Source organism: Rhodococcus sp. BP-332 (genome assembly GCF_019836065.1).
In the GTDB taxonomy this organism is placed as follows: Bacteria; Actinomycetota; Actinomycetes; order Mycobacteriales; family Mycobacteriaceae; genus Rhodococcoides.
The window spans coordinates 487,642-504,667 of record NZ_JABUEC010000004.1 but is presented as its reverse complement, the minus strand read 5'-3'; the positions used below and the strand labels follow the sequence as shown (position 1 = coordinate 504,667).

The window sequence follows — 17,026 nt, the reverse complement described above, 5'->3', positions numbered from 1 at the left end:
ATGACTCGGCTCGAGGACACGGGCGGAAACGGAGCGCGGAGACCATGCGTGAGAGAGCTGCCGTCGCCGTCGTGATGGGCATCGCCGCGGCCGCCCTGGCCGGCGGGCTCACCGTCGCTGCCGCCGGCGGAGTGTTCGACGCGGACGTTCGACGGGTCTCTCCCCCACCCATCGACGGCACGGTCGCCGTCGTGGGCAGCCTGACCTACGCGCCCACCATCGAGGTGCCGCCGTCCCCGACGTGGCAGATCGCGCCCGTCACCACACCCCGGCCCACCACCACGCCTCCGCCGACCACCACCGCGGCCACGACGGCCGACGAGCCGACCACCACGACGAGGCGCACCCGTACGTCCACGACGACCACCACCGACGCGGACGACGCCGAGTCCGGTGACACGGACTCGGGGGACAACTGACAGTGCCGCGTCCCCCGGTCACGGACGTGGTGCTCGTCGCGCTGGGTGGGGCGATCGGGTCGGCCGGCCGTCACGCCGTTCTGTCGGATGCCGTCCCCGCGGCCGGACTTCGCGTCACCGTCGCTGCGATGCTCGTGATCGGCTGCCTCGCAATGGGTCTCGTCCTGGGAGCGACGACGCGATCCCCCACGAACCCGCTCCGTGTCTTCGCGATCGGACTCTGCGGCGGCTTCGCCAGCTTCTCCCTGTACGCAGTGGTGGGATCCGCGTTGTCGACCGCGTGGATCGGCGTCGTCTTCCTGGTGGTCACACCCGTCGTCGCTCTCGCGGCGATGGCTGCGGGCGCTCTTCTCACCGCCTCGATCGTGCGCCGATGAGCTCCGCCGTGGCCTTCGTCGTCGGCGGAACACTGGGCACGGTGGTCCACTACGTAGCCACCTCGATGTCGAGGGCACCCCAGCGAATGGTGCTGGCGGCCAACGTCGCCGCGTCCGCGCTGTACGGGGTGGTGGCCGCGATGGGTGCGCACTACGCCGGTGGCTGGAACACGCCGTGGGCCGCCGCGTTGCTCGGATTCGCCGGGGCGGCAGCACCGTTCACCGCCCTGGGCCTGCAGGCGAGCGCGACGACCGGCCCCGGCCGGGTGCGCACCATCGTTCTCGGGATCGGCGCGAACGTGCTGGCCGGTGCGGCCGCTGCCGTGCTCGGCTACCTGTCCCTACGTTTCGGTGTGACGCTCTATCGCAAGCTGCGCTGAGAGACGTCGGTGCACGTGCCCTGCGCGCGAGCCTTGACGAAGCCGGCGACCTGGTAGAGGTAGGTGTACTCCCAGTCGGCCAGCGAGAAGGCATACGACCGAGGAACAGCCCGCATGGTGACCTCACCCGAGAAGCACTGTCCGAAGATGTATCTCGCGCGCGGAAGGTGATACCGCCAGCTGATCACCATGACGTGCGACCATCCGTACTGCTGCGCCAGGCGTTGCGTGAAGATCGCTTCGCCGCGCGTGGTGCTCGGCACCGGCGCGGGGCACAGCACCGTCAGGGTCGCGGTGCCGGACGCGCACCACGCTGCCATGCGCCGATCCCGCGAGTTGTAGGGATCGGACAGGACGACCGTGTCGGCGACTCCGGACCGAGCGAGGTCGAGGCCGTACTCCTCGCGCCCGTCGTGCTCACCACCCAGCACGATGATGGCGTCGACGGACGTCACCGGATCCTCTGCTGCACGGGTGAACAGCACATATCCCGAGGCGCCGAGTCCCACGGTGCCGGCGACCACGAGGGACGCCATCACCAGCGCGAGGCGCACCGTCCAGGACATGGGTCCAGGCTAGGCCCGCGCCGGAATCCCTGCCCGTTCGATCACGTGTGCTGCGCCACAGTCATTCTCAGGACTGATACGGACGGCGAGGCGGCGGACGCATCGTCGACCGGCTCGGAACCTGCTCGGCGTCGTACCCGTTGCCGGCCTCGTACCCGTTGCCGGCAGCGTTTTCGGCCTGACGTCGAGCAGCTCGACCGCCATTGCTCCGAGTGGGCTCGTAGCGAGGCGCGGGGTAGGTCTCGGGGGCCGGTTCGGAGGTGGGCTCCGGGGCGGGTTCGGGGACCACGACCGGCGCTGCCGGCCGCACGGCGGCGGACGGCGCATCCTGACGAGCGACGGTGGTGTCGGTCTCGTAGTAGTGCCGGTAGTCGTAGTCCCGCTGGCCGCGCGACGGGGCCATCGTGAGGATGACACCCAGGATCGGAGCGCCCACCTGCGTCAGGTTGCCCAGTGCACGGGTGAGTTCGTCGCGCTTGGTGTGGCCGTGGCGCGCCACGACGATGGCGCCGTCGGCGTGCGCAGTGATGACGGACGCGTCGGTGACGGGGAGCAACGGCGGTGCGTCGACGACGACGTAGTCGAAGCTCGCGCGGAGCGTGTCCATGACGGTGCGCGCCGCCTCGGAGCCGAGCAGCTCGGACGGGTTGGGCGGCAAGGGTCCGGAGGCGAGCACGTCGACGCCGTGGAACTTGGTCGGCTGCAACACTTCCTGCACGTCCGCCTGTCCGGACAGCACAGTGGAGAAGCCGACGGACCCGACGAGGCCGAGGTACTTCGAGACACGGGGACGACGCAGGTCGCCCTCGATGAGCGCCACGCGGTGGCCGGCCTCGGCGAGGACCAGCGCGAGGTTGACGGCCGTGGTCGTCTTGCCCTCGGCGGGCACGGCGGACGTCACGACGATGACGCGCGGCGGCGAGTCCACCTCGAGGAATTGGAGGTTGGTGCGCAGTTCGCGGAACGCCTCGGCGGTGCCGGAGGACGACTCGGCGAAGGAGAGCGCTGCCTCCTCCTTGATGGTCTTGTCGAAGGGCACGACGCCGACGACGGGAACGCCCGAGAGGTCGGCGAGGGCGGTGCGGTCCTTGATGGTGTTGTCGAGCCGGTCGCGGATCACGGCGAGCGCGATACCGAGCAGCAGGCCGACGGCGACCGCTAGCGCGAGGTTACGGGTGGTCTTGGGCGAGATCGGGCCGGTGGGCACCTGCGCAGGCTCGACGACGCTGACCTGGGCCAGCGGAGCGCCGCCACCGGGAGGCGTCTCGAGGTCGTCGACGAATCCTACGAAGGTGGTGCCGATGCCGTTGGCGAGGTCCCGCGCGATTGTGGCATCAGCATCAGAGACACATGTGTCGATGAGCACGGTGTCGGGTGAGGACGTGGTGCGGACCTTCGCCGCCAGCGTCGACGGGCTCATGGTGAGGCCTAGGCCGTCGATGGTGCGCTGAGCAACGCTCTCCCCGCCCAGAAGTTGCGAGTAGGACGCGACGCGCTGCTGCGACGCCAAGTTGCCCTGGTACACCTCGGTCACCGAGGACGACGAGGATGCGGTGCTGACGTAGAGACGCGTGCACGCCTCGTAGACGGGCGTGGACACGAGCGAGAACACCAGCGACGACGCTGCGGCGATCACCGTGGTCAGCACTATCACGATCCACCGCGCGCGGAGAATCCTCACGTAATCAGATATCTCCACCGAGACGACTCCTCACATCGATGACGGCCGGACCGAATACCCGGACCGCACATCTTGGGCGAACTTCTGGACTCACCTTAACCATGTCGTGACCATCGGGCATCTCGGGAACGGGGCGAAAGCCCCGCTCCGGTTTTTACGCGATAAATGTGAGAAACACCGATTTCCGAATTTACTGTCGAGTTCGTGAGCACTGCATACTTCGGTCCGCTCCGCTCGCCGTGTGGCACAGTTCACCACGTGACCAAGCTCGACCGCACCGATGCTCGCCTGTTGCTGGCGCTATGCGACATCCCTCGCGCCACCGGAGTCCACCTCGCCTCGGTCCTCGGACTGGCGCGAAACACGGTTCAGGCCAGACTCTCTCGTTGGGACGACTCACATACCCTCGCGCCGATGGACCGGCTCGTCTCCCCTCGGGACCTGGGGTATCCCCTCCGCGCGTACGTGGGCGCAGTGACGGACCAACACCGCCTCGAGGCGGTCATCGATCGCCTGCGGGACATTGCCGAGGTGACCGAGGTGGTCGGCGTCTCGGGCGGAGCGGATCTGCAGATCGGCGTCTCGGCCGCCGACGCAGATGATCTGTATCGCGTGGCCGGGCTCATTCTCGCGGTTCCCGGAGTCGAACGCACGACGGTCTCCGTCGTGATGCGCGAAGCGATTCCCTATCGCACCCGGCCGCTGATCGAAAGACTTGCGCGCGAGAACGACAATTCCTGATTCCACTCCTGTTACGTGTGCGCAAAACAGCGATCGAGCCCGACGGAAGCGTGCAACCACCCCTCGACGCAGGTTCCACGCTGATACCGTCCGACAGGTGATACGCCCAGGTTCCGGCGGCCGCAGTCGTGGTCGGTCCCGGGCACCCTTGACCGACGTCGTGCGTCGCCGTATCGCCGTGTTGATCCCGTCCTTCGCCGTCCCCGGCATCCTGACGATGTTCAGCGCCGCCGGCCCGGCCGCCGGCGCCCCGCGTATCGCGGCCATCGCCGTTCTGCTGTCCACTCTTCCCGTGGCTGCAATCGTCGCCACCGCTCGCAAGTCGTTCACCTGGTGGCGCCGGGCGCGCACCCAGCGCGCCGTCGCTCTGGCCTTCACCGTCTACGCCGACGTGGGGACGTCCATCTTCCTTCTGCTGTGCAGCAGTCACGCCCTGGGTCTGGCCGGGTGCGCCCTGTTCGCGGTCATCAGCTCGTACGTCGCATTCTTCGGCGGACGCGCCACCGTGGTGGTGCACCTGGTGCTGACCACCGTCGTGATCGGCTGGATGACAGCGCTGGTCCTGCGCGAGCAACCGATCGGCGCCATGGCCACCATCGCCGCGGCGACGAGCATCTGGCTGGCGGTCAACGCGACCATGTCCATCGTGAGCACCACCTCGATGTCCCTGCACCGGCACCTCGAGCGTCAGATCGACAGCGCCCGGACCGATCCGCTGACCGGACTGCTCAACCTGCGCGGCCTGGAGGTGCAGGCGAAGCGGCAGCTCCGCGGACGGTCACAGGTGGGATTCCTGCTCGTCGACCTCGATCACTTCAAGTGGGTCAACGATCATCACGGGCACATCGCGGGCGACGGGGTGCTCGCGCTCGCCGCGCAGCGCCTGCGCGATCACCTGGGTGACCGGGCAGTGGTCGCCCGACGCGGCGGCGAGGAGTTCCTCGTGGTGCTCGACGCGCAGTCCACCGGACTGCACGCTCTCGCCGAGTCGATCCGCGTCGCGTTGTCCGATCCGGCCGACCTCATCCCGGTGACGGTGAGCATCGGGGTCTCGTGTCTCGACACCACTCGGATGACGGCGGCCCCGATCGCGTCGACCATCAACCACGGCATGCACCTCGCGGACATCGCCATGTATCGAGCGAAGGCCGCGGGCCGCAACACCGTGGTGGTCTACGCCGACTCCTGACCCGAGTCAGCGCAACTCGTCAGGAGTCGAAGCGCCGGGGCGGCACGGGACTCGTCGGCAGGTAGATCAGCTCCGACGATCCGATGTCCGCCGGCGCGACGTTCTGCGCGGCGATGATCGCGGCGGCGTGCTCACTGTCCGTGGTGCCGTGCGCCCGCGCCAGGCGGGACAGCCGAGTGCGTGCCGCCGCCGTGGTGTCGTCGAAGAACTCGGCCAACACACCGGTCGCACCCGAGATGGTGGCCGCGCCGCTGAGTACGGCCTGCACGGCGGCCGACGCGTCGACGCGTCGCATCTCCGACGCTCCGGTGGTGAGAGCGAGCGCCGTCAGGTCGGCGAGCATCTGTCCCAGCTCGTCCGGGCGCTGGGTCCCCCACGGCTCGGCGGTGTAGACGGCCAAGGCGCCGAGTCCGACGCCCAGCGCGACGATGGGATAGGCCCGCACGGCGCCCACTCCGCTCTCCTCGGCGAGAGCGCGGTACTGCTCCCACCGGCTGGTTCCCGCCGCCGAGGCGTCACCGATCATGGCCACGGCCGTTTCCCGGGCACTGGTGCGGACGGGGCCGGAAATGAAGAGTCGTTCGTCGGCCGCCGCACTGCCGACGCTGGCGGTGGCCACGGCGTGCAGCGCGTCGCCGTCCAGCAAGGAGATGACGGCGATGTGTGCGTCGAACCCGGTGAGTGCGGTGCCCGCGATGCGTTCGAGGAGAGCGGGCAGGTCGAAGCGAGTGACCAGCGTGGCGGTGATGTCGGCGAGGGCGAGCCGAGTGGGCGTCGTGTTCACCGGGGACCTCCGTTGTCTCGTTCGGCTCTCATGCTGATCCGACGGGCCACGACGTCGGCGGCGACCTCGGTGACGCTGAGCCCCCGCGCGAAGGCGTGCGCGCGCAGACGATCCATCGCCACATCGGTGGTCACGGCCAGTTGCACCGCGATCATGCCCGCCGCCACGTAGACGTCGGCGCGGCTGTACGGGCCCGCGCCCTCGATGGCGGCGACGTCCTCCGATGCCAGCGCGTCCTCCGGGGGCGCCGCTGCATCGGCGGTGCCGTCCGGGTTCACGTAGTGCCCGAGCACCGTACGCGCGATCGCGACGGCGCACATGCGGGCCGCGTCGTGCTCGACGTCGGTCAGATCCACGGGAGTCGAGCGGTAGAGCTCCAGGACGCCGAACGACGAGGCGCCACCCAGCAGCGGGTAGGCGTACATCCCGCGAGCGCCCAGGGTGGCCGCGCCCTGGCCGAAGATGGGCCAGCGGGCCGCGGAATCGGGCGAGCGGATGTCGCCCACCCGGACCGGCTCGGCGGAGCGGTGCGCATCGATGCACGGGCCTTCACCCACGGTGAACTGCAGTTCGTCGAGCTGCTGCGAGAGGGCGTCGGTGGCGAAGACGAGCTCGCGCACGTCGTGCGAGGTGCCGAGAAGCGCGACCGCGGCCCCGTCGACACCCGTCAGCCGCACCGACGTCTCGGTGACGTGGCGGATCCCGGTGAACGAGGATGCACCGTCACGTGAGGACCCACGACGATCATCGTCACGGGTGGGGTCGTCGGGCATGGAATCCACGAGCGAACCTCCTCCGGACGCCCGGTGCGCCTCGCACCCAGTGTCCCACGCGCAGTGTCCCGGACGCGGAATGCGCCTCCTACTTTCCGATGCCGCTGCGCAGCAGCTTCCACGGGACGGCGGCGGACTCGAGCTGCACCGCGAGGCTCATCTTGGAGGTGCCGTCGACGCGCTCCTCGAAGCGGATGGGCACCTCGGCGATGCGCAGCCCGTGCTTGATGACGCGGTAGTTCATCTCCACCTGGAAGGCGTAGCCGTTGCTGCCGACGGACGCGACGTCGATGGTGCGCAGCGTCGACGCGCGCCAGGCCTTGAAGCCGGCCGTCGCGTCCTTGACCTTCAACCGCAGGATCGCGTTGACATACAGGTTGGCCCACTTCGACAGCGCCTTGCGGTGCCACGGCCAGTCCTCGGCGACAGCGCCGCCCGGCACGTAGCGCGATCCGAGCACCACGGCGGCGTCCGACTCCTGCAGGCGCTGCACCATGCGCGGGATCGCTTCGCACGGATGCGAGAGATCCGCGTCCATCTGTACGACGATGTCCGCGCCCTCCTCCAGCGCGCGCAGGATTCCGGCGACGTACGCGCGGCCCAGCCCGTCTTTGGTGGTGCGATGCAGAACACTCACCGGGATGGCGGCGGAGGTGGTGAGTCCGTCCGCCACGTCGCCCGTCCCGTCCGGCGATCCGTCGTCGACCACGAGGACGCCGAGGTTCTTCATCTGCAGGTCGGTGAGCATTCCGACCAGCTTGGGAAGGTTCTCGCGCTCGTTGTACGTGGGTACGACGACGGTGATGCGGGGGTCAGCGGAGGCTTCGGACACTGTGGAATGGTGATGGATCGGCCGGTAGATCGCAAGAACCGGACATCACGGGCCTGCTTCGTGTCTGCATGACGCGCCGGCGTATGTCACTGCCGCTCCGACATCATCACGTGTAAAGCAGCGATCACAGTCGAGATGCAGGACCCCCAGACCATGACCGGCGGCGCGCCACCGACCATCAGGCCCACCGTGGCGCACAGCAACAGCACTGCGAGCGCGGCCATGGTGGTACGCCCGTACCGACGACTCACCGACGACCGCTGCCCTTGTGTCCCTTGGTTTCGCTGGACGGTTCAGGAACCGCACGGCCGGAGATGACGCGCTCTTCGCACGAGGTTTCTCCCCCGCCGATCTCCCCGACCAGCCCGCCGATGCTCGCGCCCACAGCTACACCAAGTGGACCGCCCGCGGCCCCGAGCATCCCGCCTACGCTGGCGCCGCTGAGAGCGCCGGTCATCATGCCGGAGGAGCACTCGTCCACTGCGGTCTCCCACGATTCGACGAGACTCTGCACAGGGTCCGATGTGGTTGTGGCCGTGGCAGTTCCCGCTCCGCAGATCAGCGCAACACCTGCACCCAACGCCACGATGGTCACTCGACTTGTTCGCACGATTCATCCCCCGATGTGTTGTCGAGGACGACGGTGTGTCGCCTCCGCATCAGGTAAACAGTCAGCCGAGCCGGAATCCATGACGCTCACGCACGTTCTGGCATTGACTACACGCGCGCACGGTCAGTCTCGGGGGGTCACCCTCGATTCGACGGTGTGATCACTCCCGGAGGTGGCCGACGTTCTCCCGGTACCACTGCACGGTGGTGCGGATTCCGTCCCTGAGCCCTACTGTCGGCTCCCACCCGCTTCCGCGGAGCGTGGAGACGTCGAGCAACTTTCGAGGCGTTCCGTCGGGCTTCGTGGTGTCCCATTCGATGCGCCCCTCGTAACCGACTGCGTCGGCCACGATCGTCGCGATCTCCTCGATGGTCTGGTCCTCGCCGGTACCGACGTTGACCTGTTGCGGACCATCGAAGTGCTCCAGCAGATGGAGGCATGCCGACGCCATGTCGTCGACGTGCAGGAACTCCCGCCGGGGCGATCCGGTGCCCCAGTTGGTCACACTCTCAGCCCCAGCGGTGGCAGCCTCGTCATAGCGTCGGATCAAGGCGGGCAACACGTGAGAACCCTCGGGCGAGAAGTTGTCGCCCGGACCGTACAAGTTGGTCGGCATGGCAGAGATCCAGGGCAAGCCATATTGCCGTCGAACCGACTGGATCTGCAGAATGCCGGCAATCTTGGCAATGGCGTAAGCATCGTTGGTCGGTTCCAGCAGGCCGGTGAGAAGTGAGTCTTCTCTGATCGGCTGCTCCGCATATTTGGGATAGATGCAGGACGATCCGAGGAACAGCACACGGGGCACGCGCTGCTCGAGCGCTGCGTCCAGTACGTTCACCTGGATCTGCAAGTTCTCGCTCAAGAAGTCGACGGGGTACGTGCTGTTGGCCAGGATCCCGCCGACCTTCGCCGCCGCAAGCACCACGACCTGCGGCTCGGTGTCTCGGAAGAACTCGAACACAGCGTCACGGTTCTTCAGATCGAGCTCCGACGATGTGCGCCCGATCACGTGAGAGAACCCCTCGCCCTCGAAGTGTCGCCAGAGGCTCGAGCCGACCAGACCGCGGTGACCGGCGATGTAGGTCGGCGCGTCGCGATCAAGAGTGCCCGCAGTGAAGTCGGTGGATGTGCCGGTCACAGTCACGTCCAGTCGGGAAGGTCGGGACGGTCGATCCACGGCAGACCTTCGTGCTCGAGGGCGGCGATGTCGGCATCGACCATGATCTTCGCGAGGTCGGGGGTGTGCACGGACGGCTTCCACCCCAGGACGCTCTCGGCCTTGCTCGCATCCCCGACAAGTGCGTCGACCTCGGTCGGACGCAGGTAGCGCTCATCGAACTTGACGTGCTTCTCCCAGTCCAGACCTGCATGCTCGAAGGCGGTGGTCAGGAAGTCACGCACGCTGTAGTTGCCGCCGGTCGCGAGGACGAAGTCCTGAGGTTCGTCCGCCTGAAGCATCCGCCACATGCCCTCGACGTACTCGGGCGCGTAGCCCCAGTCGCGAATGGCGTCGAGGTTGCCCATGTAGAGGTCCTTCTCCGTGCCGGCCTTGATCCGTGCCACAGCCCGTGTGATCTTGCGGGTCACGAACGTCTCACCGCGGCGAGGAGACTCGTGGTTGAAAAGGATACCGTTGACGGCGAACAGCCCGTACGCCTCCCGGTAGTTGCGGGTCACCCAGTAGGAGTAGACCTTCGCGGCGCCGTAAGGAGACCGGGGGTAGAAAAGCGTGTTCTCGTCCTGGGGCGGCGGCGATGCCCCGAACATCTCGGAGCTGGACGCCTGGTAGAAGCGACACTTCACTCCAGCCAAACGGACCGCTTCGAGCAGACGAATGGACCCGATGCCGGTTGTGTCGCCCGTATGCTCCGGTTCGTCGAAACTGACGCGCACATGAGACTGCGCGCCTAGGTTGTAGACCTCGTCCGGGTCAATCTGCGACATCAACGTAATCAAGCGTGCCCCATCGCTGAGGTCTCCATAGTGAAGGAACAGCTTCGCATCAGGATTGTGTGGATCGACATAGAGATGCTCGATACGAGACGTATTGAAGGTGGATGACCTACGGATCAAACCGTGCACCTCGTAACCCTTTGACAACAACAGTTCAGCTAGGTACGAACCGTCCTGACCGGTTATACCTGTAATCAGGGCGGTTTTCGGCCGTCGGCCGATCTCGTCTGTAGTCACGCGCGAACCATACAAGACCGCGAACCGTCGCGCCGAACAAGATCTCCCCGGCCGTCAAGCACCTGTTACGACCTGCTCGTAAATCTTCTCGATCGACTTGAGCCAGCTACGTTCGGAAAAGTCTTCGGTGTACCTCCTGCCCGCGTTGACCGAAAAAGTACTCCAAGACCGGTTAATAGTGGATAACGCGGCTTGCAACTCAGCACGACCCGCCTTCGGACTGTAGGTCACGCCCGCCCCGCCCCGCGTCAAGAAGTCAGCAGAGGAAACGTTATCCGAAATAACCACAGGCGTACCTGCAGCCATAGCTTCCAGCGCGACGGTGGGCAGCCCTTCCGACCAAAGACTCGGAACTATGAGGCCGCGGGCATTCGAGATTAGCTGCTGAACCTTCTCGTGACCTAAACGACCCATGAACGTAATGTTGCCATTCGTGAGGCTAGCGTCAATAACCGCGTCATCAAGAACCCCGGATCCCACTATGGTCAACTGCTCCGACGCCGGCCACGAACGCATCAGTTCGATCACACCCTTTTCCGCCGTCAACCTCCCGACGAAGAGCCAACCGGCATCTTTTCCCGATCTACTACCTACCGGCGACTTCACAAAATTTGGGACAAACGAAACTTTACCCGACCCCGCCAAATCGCTATAGATGCGCATCGCAAGCGGATTCAACGTAATAATCGCCTGTGAGAACCTTATCTGGTTCCTACCAGCGCCCCTGGGAAGAGTTGACAGCGCTACGGGAATAGACGCGACCTTACTGTCTCGGTAGCAAGAGTTTCGAACGGCCTCCAAAGGCGAATGATCAAGACAATCAGTGCAATCCTTACCGTCACGCCACAATATTGCAGAAGCGCATACAGGTCGATAGTTATGCATCGTAGAAACTACCGGCCAATCGCAATGCTTCAGCCAGCGCGAGGCCCAGTTGGGAAACAGGTTGTGAACATGGACGACATCGGGCCGATCGTCCCGCATGACGTCGAGCGGGTTCTGACCAACACCGGATACCACCCTCGACGCTGCCCGAACAGCATAAGACCGCGTGTTGAGTAGGTCGTCCGTACGGAGTTCATGCACTCGCACATCATGTCCCGCATTAATCAGCGATTGAATTTGTGCGTCCACAATTTGATTCTCACCGCTGGGTTCAAGATTTGAGTAGTATGAATGAACTATGTCCACCCTCATGATGTGCGCTTCGGAAACAAAACCGCTTTTATGAACTGCAAGTTGCCGATCATATACCGCTTCCCGAGTCTGCGAGGTTCCTTCGCCAAACGATATAGCCACTCAAACCCAGTTCCGTGCAACCATTTTGGCGACTCCGGCACTACTCCCGATACAAAATCGAATGCTGCCCCAACACCCAAACACGGTCTACCGGTCAACGCAGCCAGTTGGTCAGCCAAGAAATCCTGCTTCGGAGTTCCGAGCCCAACCCACACCATTGCTGCATCCGTTGCGTTAATTCGTACAGCACAATCAGCTATAAAGCTCTCATCCAGAGGGGCGAACGGCGGCGCGTAAATACCGGCAATTGCCACGCCCTCATAGCGCGACTCCAACGTCTGAGTGAGCAGACGCAGCGTATCCGGTGTTGTGCCGAGCAAAAAATGCGAAAAACCCTCTTGCCGTCCATCACGGACAACCCGACTAAACAAGCTGGGTCCGCGCACGACCTGGGCGTCTCTGGACCCGCGTCTCATAGCCCATACAACAGGCGCACCGTCCGCGAAATTCGTCCCGCCGTTATTAAGTAGTGCGCGATAGCGAGCATCAGTCGACGCAAGTGCGACACAGAACGCATTCGAGAACCGGACAGCGACAGGCTTCTTATCCTTCGCGCACGCCAGAACATAATCGCACGCCGCGTCTATGTTTGAAATTCTAAAAGCCACGCCACCGACGTAGACCAAACGGGGGTCTTGTTCGAGCATTGATGTCACTCCCAACGGGTCTTAGTCTAGGGAAGCAGAGCGCTCACACGGTCATGCAGCTTGTCCGCAATGTATTGATAGCCGGCGTTCGTTGGGTGGACATTATCCACACCTATCAGGCCCCTGTCGGTACCTTGAAACCAGTTCTCTGCTATCGGGTCTACGAACTCTGCACCCACGGACAGAGCAACTGCAGAAAGCTGGTCATTGTAGCGCTGAAAAGATGCACAGTCGTCTAGCGGTCCGCAGAACGTACCGACAAGCAAGACGCGCGCGTTCGGCGACTCTTCCCTAACTTTCTCTACGAACGCGCGTGCCCGGATTGAGGGGTCTAACGGGATGTCGTTACGCGAGCCCATCGCTATCACCAGTTCAGTGTCGCTGTCAGCCAACCCGTCGACCATAGATACGAAGTCTTGACCAGCTCCCGTGGCCTCAACGTACCCTGCCTCGGCTTCTGCCGCGATGCTTAGGAGGACAGGTCGCTCGTCGGCGTACATGGAGCGAGCCATCAGCCGGGTCCAATTCCCCTCAGGCCCACCTGTCGCGGAGCCGCGTGAGTAGCTATCACCGATTATCGTAACGGGCCGCGGTTCTCGATCTGGAACCCCCACTGGCCCGGACGGGCTGTATACAGCTGCCGACTCGTCACCATCCGCTGGGGTAGCGGTCAGGTGTTCATCGTAGATATAGGCAGTAGCAGCGACCGCAATTACTACGAATAAACTTACTAATCCAATTATGAGCTTAGAACGTCGCATCAGCTGGGTCTCCTAAGAATATCTGATGTCGCTCAAGCTCTTTCCACATCGTGTCGACCGAAACACTCCAGTTCAGGTGGGTTTGCACCCATTTTCTACCGGCCTGAGCTATAGATGCTGCCACGTCACCGTCAGGGATATTGGCCAAAACTTGCGCCAGAGCAATCGAATCGCACCTGAATTTAATTATCGAGCTGTCCGGAATTACAGACGCGATGTGGGTAGACATGGAGACTGCAACTAGTTGACTCATAGCCATGACTTCAACAATTACACGACCAAACGCCTCCCACTTTGCCGGATGAATTATGAGATCCGCACCGAGAACAAAGTCACGTAGATCGTCACCGCGCTTTTCCGGCTCGACACGCATCCACTCCCCCATACCGCGCTCCAAGATCGCTTGTTCGAACCTTGGCTTATCGCCGCCGTAGTCCGGACCGACTAATCGAACCAAGGGTCTTTTCGCTTCAGGCAACCGCACCATTGCCGCGAGCAACACGTCAAGACCCTTATGTTTGATATCGAATCGGCCGTACCAACCCACGTAACGCTCAGCATCGCGCCCTCGCCTGACTACGTTCGGGTTGGACGATTGCACAGTGTAACCGGTCACCGCGGTGATGAATTCTGCGCGAGGAGCGAACCGTCTCACATCGACTGCCTCTGCGTCGAAGTACAACCAAACGGCCCTCGCGTGGTGCACGACCACCCGCTCAAGCAACTCGCGTAGTCGCCTATACTTGAGTCGCCCCTCGAGCACCTTCTCGTCGTATGCGCCGTGCGGCATGATGACATACGGAATGGCACGACGTACACACTGCCACGCGGCGACTACGTTACTCAGTGTCCAACCCTCATGGAGAACAACTAAGTCACCTGTTCTCAACACCGAACCAAAGCGTCTTGGGACCATGTCGACGCGCCGTTTACCAAAATGCCTGATGGAACAGTGGTGAACGCCCAGCCCTAAAAGGGTGTCTGATTCAAACCCCCCACGAGCATCCACGGCCAGAACGGCAGTCCCATGTGCGGCGATGGCTTCCTGCCACTGCGCTCGTGACGTGTTCACACCACCCGAGACGTACTCAGCCGGACGAGCATAGTAACTTACAACGCGGCGCACATCGTATGGTCGACGGCGTGCACCCGATGCTATGTGCTTCATGACAAGGACTCCCTGTAGACCCTAAGTTGCGCGGAAGAAGCTGGCTCAGAAGATGCGCGGGCTGACTCGTAAAATGCCTTCTGTTGAACGACCATCCGTGCCCGTTCGTCGACGTGTTTCAAACGCGAGCAGGCCGATGCCGCTTCAGCGACATCAGAGACCAGATGGTATCCGTCTCCTACTGACATCGCCACACCAGGTAATCTACTGGCCAACACTGGCAAGCCGAGAGCTAGGGCGTCGCCGATTGCAAGTGGCCGACCCTCAAAGTGTGAGAATAAACAAAAGACCGAGTTGCGAGGAACAAGATCGGCGTAGTCACGCGTGAAACCATAGAATTCTACAACGCTCTTACTGAAGGCTGGGTCAGTGATTAATGATTGCATGTCTTCATCGACCGCGCCGAATACGCATGCTCGATCCAGTGCGCCTTGTTCTCTTAAAACCGAAACAAGCTCCAGGAACATCTTGAAATTTTTTTGGCTCGAGATACGGCCAATCCAGACTAAGGAGACCAGCCCTTCGGCATCTGCAGACAGCACGTCACGCAGGCCTGACTGGTCTGTAAACGGGGTATCGATCCAAATCAGGGCCCACCTAGAACATCGGACCGGCACCACTGACAATGGTCTAGTCACCAAGAGTGAAACGCCGCGGAGTACAATCTCGTGCAGAAGCCGTACAATAGCCGGGGAGGACGCACTCGGGCGCGCCCCATGGTAGGTGATAACCGTCCGTCGCCGTCCTAAGAGTACGAGCGCGCTCCTGAGGCCGTGCGCATGGAGAACTGCGGCGTTACCGCCATCAAATCGTGCCGTCTCGCGAGAAACGACGCGTCGCCATTCGCGGATCAGAGTCCAGCTCTTGTATGACGACGGCGGCGCCATCCTGATCGTACGGATGTCGAGTCCTGCCGGGATATCAAACTCGCCAGCAGGCGGAACGATCGCGACAACTTCAAAACCGTCTAAACTGGCCCTGGTGGCATCCTCGACAAGGGCCCGACCGGCCCCTCCGTTAAGTGTCTCGCCAAGTAAAATTACACCTGCATTTGGAACCCAATACGCGGCATTCATGTGAAACGCTTGCTGGGGATTGCGCGAGCCGGCATCCCGACCGCCGTAACGCCGGCCGGGATGTCACTCGTAACGACAGAATTTGCACCGATGATGCTGCCTTTGCCAATCTTAACCGGTCCGACAATAACGCAGCCCGCACAGAGGACAGCGTCGTCTCCAATCGATGCAGCCCTGTTGTCACGTGGATGCGATGCAATGGTCACATTCTGGTAGATAGTTACTCGTTCACCGAGCGAAACCCCACCGTGGACTACGATCCCAGTGGGGTGAGGAAACACGGTCGTCCCAAAGCCCATAAAAGGAAGGTCCACACCAATTAGTATGCATACTACGCGAAAGAGCTTTCGTTGACGAGCTTTGACCAACCACAAAACCAGACGCATGGACGCTGGATTTTTCATGTTGATCGGTAAATTTTCAGGCATGCTGCTTCTCCTTCGTGTACCTGACTGCTAAAACTAGCCCTGTCGCCCCAATTACTGCGGACGCCATAGCCGCCCCTACATAGAATCCACTCACCGACGTGAGGTATCCAACAGCAATTGGCATACAAACTTGCAAGACTCCGCTGGCAACTCGTACGCGCAGTGACGCCGTCGTCCGTTTAACTACCCGCAACATAAGGAACGTTGCTGCCGAGGATGTGCCGGCGAGAAGCATAAGCACATATGGCAACATATACGGTCGAGCGATTGACCAAGAGTTACCGAAGATCGCGTTCGGATCGACCAACATGGTAGCAAGTACCAAACAAAGCGATGTGACAAGCAATATTGTACCTAAAACGGTTACGACCAACACCCAAACCTGCGGAGCTGTGGTGTGCTTCGAGCGCCTCTGTACAGCGGGATACAGCAGAAGTGCAATCGCCTGATAGAAAAGCATATACACACCAAAAGCAGTGGCTGCGACTCGAGCGACAATCGCTAAGTCGGACCCGATAACTGCCGTACCCGCCAAAACCGCAATTTGTGAAGCGGCCGTAGTAACAACTGCTTCCAGAAAAAACGTAAGCGTTATTGGTCGGAATGGGAGGGTGGAGCGCAGCCTCATCAATGAGTGAAACACAGTAAAGAAAAGAGCCCCAGACGCCCAAGCTATTATTGCAGGAAGAGCGTTCTGTGTTAATACGTTCACTATTGAGCCCAATAATGTGGCGGCCAAGATGGTTGAAGATATTACCAATGCCTGGACGGTTTCACCCGCTACAACAAATGCAGTACGTATCGCGTCACTGGACACTTGAAAGGTAATGGCGATACCTAACCAAATTGCCACAGATAGGCTATGGGACATGCCAGCGATGGCAGTCGCAACGGCGAATAGCAATCCGGAGGTCAGGCCGCGGTGAATAAATCGTGCGGTAATGTCGCGCTGTCCGTACGCTGCGTGCTCGTCACGAAAAACAGCCAGTAGCTCGCTGCTTGTACTACGAGATAGTGCGATCGCAATTCCGTAGAGCAACACACCGATGCTGAAGCTCAGCGCACCTTCAGAACTGGCATATTTCAGGACGGCCACGGAAAGTAC

The 17,026-nt window shown here is 62.6% G+C and carries 20 protein-coding genes; 5 read left to right on the top strand and 15 right to left on the bottom strand.

Annotation, left to right across the window (positions count from 1 at the left end; genetic code table 11):
* Nucleotides 1-44: 44 nt before the first annotated feature.
* From HQ314_RS17725 to HQ314_RS17715, 3 genes are read left to right on the top strand one after another with little or no spacing between them, the layout of a single operon-like run.
* A complete protein-coding gene (locus tag HQ314_RS17725; protein WP_037186942.1) occupies nt 45-419 on the top strand; it encodes a hypothetical protein in 375 nt (124 codons plus the stop codon).
* Nucleotides 420-421: 2 nt separating this feature from the next.
* Nucleotides 422-796 (top strand): CrcB family protein, encoded by a 375-nt coding sequence (locus tag HQ314_RS17720; RefSeq protein ID WP_051613641.1) that lies wholly within the window; start codon nt 422-424, stop codon nt 794-796.
* Nucleotides 793-1,176 (top strand): hypothetical protein, encoded by a 384-nt coding sequence (locus tag HQ314_RS17715; RefSeq protein ID WP_222650756.1) that lies wholly within the window; start codon nt 793-795, stop codon nt 1,174-1,176. The genes HQ314_RS17720 and HQ314_RS17715 overlap by 4 nt, the downstream gene beginning before the upstream one ends.
* Here HQ314_RS17715 and HQ314_RS17710 read toward each other — a convergent pair.
* Both HQ314_RS17710 and HQ314_RS17705 read right to left on the bottom strand, forming a co-directional pair.
* Nucleotides 1,158-1,742 (bottom strand): YdcF family protein, encoded by a 585-nt coding sequence (locus HQ314_RS17710; protein WP_222650755.1) that lies wholly within the window; start codon nt 1,740-1,742, stop codon nt 1,158-1,160. The two genes, HQ314_RS17715 and HQ314_RS17710, sit on opposite strands and share 19 nt — an antisense overlap.
* A gap of 67 nt (nt 1,743-1,809) precedes the next feature.
* On the bottom strand, nt 1,810-3,441 hold the full coding sequence (locus HQ314_RS17705; RefSeq protein WP_222650754.1) for a polysaccharide biosynthesis tyrosine autokinase: 1,632 nt from the start codon (nt 3,439-3,441) through the stop codon (nt 1,810-1,812).
* A 240-nt stretch (nt 3,442-3,681) separates the two neighbouring features.
* On the opposite strand from HQ314_RS17705, the gene HQ314_RS17700 reads away from it, so the two are divergent.
* Complete coding sequence (locus tag HQ314_RS17700; protein WP_027506980.1) at nt 3,682-4,164, top strand: Lrp/AsnC family transcriptional regulator; 483 nt, start codon at nt 3,682-3,684, stop codon at nt 4,162-4,164.
* A gap of 148 nt (nt 4,165-4,312) precedes the next feature.
* Nucleotides 4,313-5,353 carry a diguanylate cyclase gene (locus HQ314_RS17695; RefSeq protein WP_222650753.1) on the top strand — a complete coding sequence of 347 codons (1,041 nt, stop codon included), beginning with the start codon at nt 4,313-4,315 and terminating at the stop codon, nt 5,351-5,353.
* A gap of 19 nt (nt 5,354-5,372) precedes the next feature.
* Here the strand turns inward: HQ314_RS17695 and HQ314_RS17690 are convergent, their stop codons facing one another.
* The 13 genes from HQ314_RS17690 to HQ314_RS17630 form a co-directional block, all read right to left on the bottom strand.
* Nucleotides 5,373-6,137, bottom strand: coding sequence for a GAF domain-containing protein (locus HQ314_RS17690; protein WP_222650752.1), 765 nt, complete (start codon nt 6,135-6,137; stop codon nt 5,373-5,375).
* Nucleotides 6,134-6,910: a GAF and ANTAR domain-containing protein gene (locus HQ314_RS17685; protein WP_261781832.1), complete on the bottom strand. Its 777-nt coding sequence runs from the start codon at nt 6,908-6,910 to the stop codon at nt 6,134-6,136. Before HQ314_RS17685 ends, HQ314_RS17690 begins: the two co-directional genes overlap by 4 nt.
* 88 nt (nt 6,911-6,998) lie before the next feature.
* Nucleotides 6,999-7,742 (bottom strand): polyprenol monophosphomannose synthase, encoded by a 744-nt coding sequence (locus HQ314_RS17680; protein WP_056444345.1) that lies wholly within the window; start codon nt 7,740-7,742, stop codon nt 6,999-7,001.
* Nucleotides 7,743-7,828: 86 nt separating this feature from the next.
* Nucleotides 7,829-7,966, bottom strand: coding sequence for a hypothetical protein (locus HQ314_RS17675; RefSeq protein WP_222650750.1), 138 nt, complete (start codon nt 7,964-7,966; stop codon nt 7,829-7,831).
* A gap of 546 nt (nt 7,967-8,512) precedes the next feature.
* The gene (locus HQ314_RS17670; RefSeq protein ID WP_222650749.1) at nt 8,513-9,490 is read right to left on the bottom strand and encodes a GDP-L-fucose synthase; all 978 of its coding nucleotides are present in this window, start codon (nt 9,488-9,490) and stop codon (nt 8,513-8,515) included.
* 2 nt (nt 9,491-9,492) lie between these two features.
* Nucleotides 9,493-10,542, bottom strand: coding sequence for a GDP-mannose 4,6-dehydratase (gene gmd, locus HQ314_RS17665; RefSeq protein ID WP_308119458.1), 1,050 nt, complete (start codon nt 10,540-10,542; stop codon nt 9,493-9,495).
* A gap of 54 nt (nt 10,543-10,596) precedes the next feature.
* Nucleotides 10,597-11,841 carry a glycosyltransferase family 4 protein gene (locus tag HQ314_RS17660; RefSeq protein ID WP_308119457.1) on the bottom strand — a complete coding sequence of 415 codons (1,245 nt, stop codon included), beginning with the start codon at nt 11,839-11,841 and terminating at the stop codon, nt 10,597-10,599.
* Entirely contained in the window at nt 11,736-12,257 is a 522-nt protein-coding gene (locus tag HQ314_RS21890) for a WecB/TagA/CpsF family glycosyltransferase (protein ID WP_374197850.1), read from the bottom strand. The genes HQ314_RS17660 and HQ314_RS21890 overlap by 106 nt, the downstream gene beginning before the upstream one ends.
* A 257-nt stretch (nt 12,258-12,514) precedes the next feature.
* On the bottom strand, nt 12,515-13,249 hold the full coding sequence (locus HQ314_RS17650) for an SGNH/GDSL hydrolase family protein (RefSeq protein WP_222650746.1): 735 nt from the start codon (nt 13,247-13,249) through the stop codon (nt 12,515-12,517).
* Nucleotides 13,236-14,321, bottom strand: coding sequence for a glycosyltransferase family 4 protein (locus HQ314_RS17645; protein WP_222650745.1), 1,086 nt, complete (start codon nt 14,319-14,321; stop codon nt 13,236-13,238). The genes HQ314_RS17650 and HQ314_RS17645 overlap by 14 nt, the downstream gene beginning before the upstream one ends.
* Before the next feature lie 92 nt (nt 14,322-14,413).
* Entirely contained in the window at nt 14,414-14,959 is a 546-nt protein-coding gene (locus HQ314_RS17640) for a glycosyltransferase (protein WP_222650744.1), read from the bottom strand.
* Nucleotides 14,960-15,489: 530 nt separating this feature from the next.
* The gene (locus HQ314_RS21885; protein ID WP_374197849.1) at nt 15,490-15,792 is read right to left on the bottom strand and encodes a DapH/DapD/GlmU-related protein; all 303 of its coding nucleotides are present in this window, start codon (nt 15,790-15,792) and stop codon (nt 15,490-15,492) included.
* Between the two features lie 121 nt (nt 15,793-15,913).
* Complete coding sequence (locus HQ314_RS17630) at nt 15,914-17,017, bottom strand: hypothetical protein (RefSeq protein ID WP_222650742.1); 1,104 nt, start codon at nt 17,015-17,017, stop codon at nt 15,914-15,916.
* Nucleotides 17,018-17,026: the final 9 nt, after the last annotated feature.